This is a genomic window from Mycobacterium sp. UM_CSW (assembly GCF_000455205.1).
Classification (GTDB): Bacteria; Actinomycetota; Actinomycetes; order Mycobacteriales; family Mycobacteriaceae; genus Mycobacterium.
The window spans coordinates 1-4,210 of the sequence record NZ_AUWQ01000109.1; the positions used below are offsets into that span (position 1 = coordinate 1).

General features: G+C 71.9%; 3 protein-coding genes. 1 reads left to right on the top strand and 2 read right to left on the bottom strand.

The genetic code is table 11. The features are described from left to right. Positions 1-164 precede the first annotated feature (164 nt). Both fadD6 and N415_RS27180 read right to left on the bottom strand, forming a co-directional pair. Positions 165-1,946, bottom strand: a complete 1,782-nt coding sequence (fadD6, locus tag N415_RS27175) for a long-chain-acyl-CoA synthetase FadD6 (protein WP_068188412.1) — start codon at positions 1,944-1,946, stop codon at positions 165-167. A gap of 48 nt (positions 1,947-1,994) precedes the next feature. Continuing rightward, positions 1,995-2,537, bottom strand: a complete 543-nt coding sequence (locus N415_RS27180) for a TIGR00730 family Rossman fold protein (protein WP_068188415.1) — start codon at positions 2,535-2,537, stop codon at positions 1,995-1,997. Between the two features lie 61 nt (positions 2,538-2,598). Here N415_RS27180 and N415_RS27185 point away from each other — a divergent pair. Then, the coding region (locus N415_RS27185) for an AAA family ATPase (protein WP_068188418.1) at positions 2,599-4,210 on the top strand (1,612 nt) is incomplete at its 3' end.

The following is a 4,210-nucleotide window of genomic DNA, read 5'->3' on the forward strand; positions in this document are numbered from 1 at the left end:
GGCGGCGGGGGCGGTGGCGGTGGCGGCGCCTCGGTCGGGGGCAACGGCGGCGGCCAGGCAAACGGCGGCCACGGCGGCTAGCAGCCGTTCAGGCATCGAGACTGCGCTCAGCGCTATCAGATCTCGCCAAACCACGCGCTGAGCGCAGTCTCGGCGCAAACGCCCTACCCCTTCGGCCGCTTACCCGCCGCGACCTCTTCCGGGTACTCGTCGTAGAACGGCACGTAGCCCTCGTCGCGGCCGGCCAGCACGTACAGCGGGTCCTTGACGTCGGACCCGTAGGCCTGCTCGCGCAGCTCCACCTTGCGACTCTTGAACGTCGTGGTGTGCTCCAGCGTCTTGACCACCCGCACGAACAACGGCAGCGCATACGGCGGCAGCTGGGAGTACACCGCGCGGGCCAACGACTGGCCGTCGAACTCGGCGCCCTCGCGCAGCTGGACCGCGGCCATCCCGGCGCGCCCGCCGGTGTGCGGGATCTCCACGCCGAACACCGTGCATTCCTCGACGGACGCGTCGGAGGCCAGCGCCGCCTCCACCTGCGTGGTGGCGACGTTCTCGCCCTTCCATCGGAACGTGTCGCCGAGCCGGTCGACGAACGCGGCGTGCCCCATGCCCTGCGGGCTCATCACGTCGCCCGAGTTGAACCACACGTCTCCCTCGCGAAAAGCGTTGCGCACCAACTTCTTTTCGGTCGACTCCTGGTCGGTGTAGCCGTCGAAGGGCTGCAGCTTGTTGACCGGGCTGAGCAGTAGGCCGGGCTGGCCGGCGGGCACCCGGCGCACCCGGCCGTTCTCGTCGCGCAGCGGCTCGCCGGTGTCGGGGTCGTACTCCACGTAGGCCAGCGGCATCGGGAAGATGCCCGTGGACCGGGGCACGTTGAAGACGTTGATGAACGCGGTATTGCCCTCGCTGGAGGCGTAGAACTCGCACACCCGCTCGATGCCGAACCGCCGGGTGAACTCGTCCCAGATCTCCGGGCGCAGCCCGTTGCCGGCGATCACCCGCACCTTGTGCGCCCGGTCGGTCGGCTTGGGCGGCTGGTTGAGCAGGTAGCGGCAGATCTCGCCGATGTAGATGAACGCGGTGGCTTCGGTGGCGATCACCTCGTCCCAGAACTTCGACGCCGAAAACGACTTGCCCAGCGCCAGCGTCGCCCCGGAGTTGATCACCGACGACAACGCCACCGTCAGCGCGTTGTTGTGGTACAGCGGCAGGCAGCTGTACAGCGTGTCGGTGCTCTTCAGCCGCAACCCGATGCCGCCGAAGGCGGCCAGCGCCTTGAGCCAGCGCAGGTGCGTCATCACGCTGGCCTTGGGGAAACCCGTTGTGCCCGAGGTGAATATGTAGAAGGCGGTGTCGCGGGCCTGCACGGCCGTCGCCGACGCCGGGTTGGTCGCCGGCGCGCTGACGGCGAAGCGGTCCAGGTCCTCGACGGTCAGCGTTTCGGTGGCGCCGGTGCCGCCGCACTCGGCCACGGCGCTGACCAGATCGGTCTCCGCGATCAGCACCTTGGCGTCCAGCAGGCCCAGGCTGTGCGCGAGCACCTCGCCGCGCTGGTGGTAATTGATCATCCCGGCGACCGCGCCGCACTTGACCGCGGCCAGCATGGCCAGCACCGCATGCGGCGAGTTGCGCAGCATGATCGCGACGACGTCACCGCTGCCGACGCCGTGCGCGGCCAGCACCGCGGCGTACCGGTTGGCGGTCGCGTTGGCGTCGCGGTAGGTCAGCTGCTGATCGCCGAACCGCAGGAAGACCCGGTCGCCGTGGCGGGCGGCCCGGTCGGCGAAGACAGTGCCGATCGACTTCCTGGAACCCGGCTGGGCGAACAGCCCGGTCAGTGCCCCGCGCACGATCGTCGGCATGTCGGCCAGCAGTCCCGGCACCCGAGATGCGATGTCGGTCAGCCTGACGGCCGTGCGCGCTCCCCCGTCGTCGGACACGTTTCCCTCTATTCCTGTAAGTCCTCACGGCGCACGTTCGCCCGGCACTCAGGCGGGTGCGCACGCCTCCACTGCGGCCCCCACCTTATCCACCAGCACCAACCGGTCCATCGCCGCTTGCGTGATGTACCCGCTGTCGAGCAATCCGCACAACCACAGCCACAGCCCCTCGTAATGCCCGAAGGGGTCCAGCATCACGATGGGTTTGTCGTGCACCCCGAGATAACCCGTGGTCCACGCGTCGAACAGCTCGTCCAGGGTGCCCACCCCGCCGGGCAGCACGACGAACGCATCGGCGCGGGCCTCCATGATCTGCTTGCGCTCGTGCATGGTGTCGCTGACGATCAGCTCGTCGGCGTGGCGGTCGGCGACCTCGAGGCGCATCAGGTTCTGCGGGATGACACCGACGGTCCGCCCGCCGCGGGCGCGCGCCGCGCTCGCCACCGCGCCCATCGCCGAAACCCGGCCGCCGCCCCACACCAGCGTCCAGCCGCGCTCGGCGATCGCCTCGCCGAGTTCCGAAGCCAGCTCAAGCAATTCGGGGTGCTCCGGGCCCGACGCGCAGTACACGCACACCGCCCATTCGCGCATACAACGAAAGGTAGACCAAGCCCGGTGCGGCGCGCACACCGCGCGCAATAAACTCCGGCTGGTGCCGATTCGTTGGAACGTCCCCCAACACGAGGCGGCGTTGGAGCGGCTGAACGACGCGCTCGGGGCGGGCCGCGGCGCCGTCGTGCTCGGCCCCGACGGCTGCGGCAAATCCACCCTGGCCCGGCTGGCCGCCGAGGGCTACGGCCGCGCGCACCCGAGCACCCTCACCCGCTGGGTCACCGGCACCCCGACCGAGCGCGCTGTACCGTTCGGGGCGTTCAGCCACCTGGTCGCGATCACCGACCTCGGCAAGCCGGCCGCCCTGTTGCGGGCCGCGCGGGCGTCGCTGGCCGGCGGGGACGACCTGCTGCTCGTCGTCGACGACGCCCACCAGCTCGACGTCCTGTCGGCCACGCTGGTCTACCAGCTGGCGCTGGCCGGAAGGGGCCGGATGGTGGTCACCGCCCGCGGCCCCGATTTTTCGGCGGCGCCCGACGCCATCGCGGCGCTGTGGACCGACGGCCTGCTGCCGCGAATCGATGTCGAGGCGCCCGGCGGCGCGACCACAGCCGCCCAGGTCGACGCGTTCATCGCCGAGCTGCCCGCCCCGGCGCGGGCGGTGCTGGACTACCTCGCCGTGGCCGAGCCGCTGTCGGTCGCCGACCTGACCGCGCTGGCCGGGGCGGGCGCCGTCGGCGAGGCGGAGGACCTCGGCGCGGCGGAAACCCGGGTGCGCGGCGACGGCGACCAGCCGGTGGTTTACACCGCACATCCGCTGTTCGCCGAGCGGGCGCGCGCCGCGCTCGGTCCCGACGACGCCCGTCGACGGCGCACCGACGTCGTCGAGCTGCTGTCCCAGCGCGCGTCGCACCACCTCAGCGATCGGCTGCGGCTGGCGTCCCTGGCCCTGGACAGCGACGTCCCCCAGCGCGTCGCCGACGTCGCCGACGCCGCACAGCAGGCACTGCGCCTAGGCGACCTCGCGCTCGGCGAACGTCTGGCCCGCTCGGCGCTGGAGCGGTCCGGGGGCCTGGCGGCGCGGCTGTCGCTGGCGCACGCCCTCGGGTGGCAGGGCCGCGGCCGGGAGGCCGACGCGCTGCTCGCCGAGGTCGACTCCGCCGCGCTGGCCGAGCCGGCGCTAATGGACTGGGCGCTGCTGCGGGCCGCCAACCAGTTCTGGATGCTCAGCGAACCCGAGCGGGCCACCGCGTTCCTGCGGACCATCCGCAATCGGGTCACGGATCCGGGCCCGCGCACCACCCTCGACGCGCTCAGCGCGACGTTCGCGATGAACGCCGGCAACGTCGGCTACGCCGTCAAGATCGCCGGCGAGGTGCTGGATTCACCGTCGGCCGGTGACCAGGCGGTGGCCTGGGCCGCCAGCACCGCGGCGCTGTGCGCGGCGCGGCAGGGCCGGTTCGGCGACGTCGAGCCGCTGGCGCAGCGCGCCCTGTCCGCCGAACACCCCGGGCTGCTGCGGTTCACGATCGGGCTGGGCCAGACCACCGCGCTGTTGATGGCGGGCCGGCTGCCCGACGCGCGCGAATTGGCCCAGCAGTTCACCGATTTCGCCGAATTGCAGCAGCCGGGCCGCGCGATCGGCGAGGTGCTGCTGGCGCACGTGCTGATCGCCGAGGGCGAGTTCGCGCAGGCGGCGGCGCTGCTCGGCC

Excerpts from the sequence above, each read along its gene's own strand:
- N415_RS27180 (WP_068188415.1), bottom strand. The coding sequence starts at position 2,537 with ATGCGCGAATGGGCGGTGTGCGTGTACTGCGCGTCGGGCCCGGAGCAC.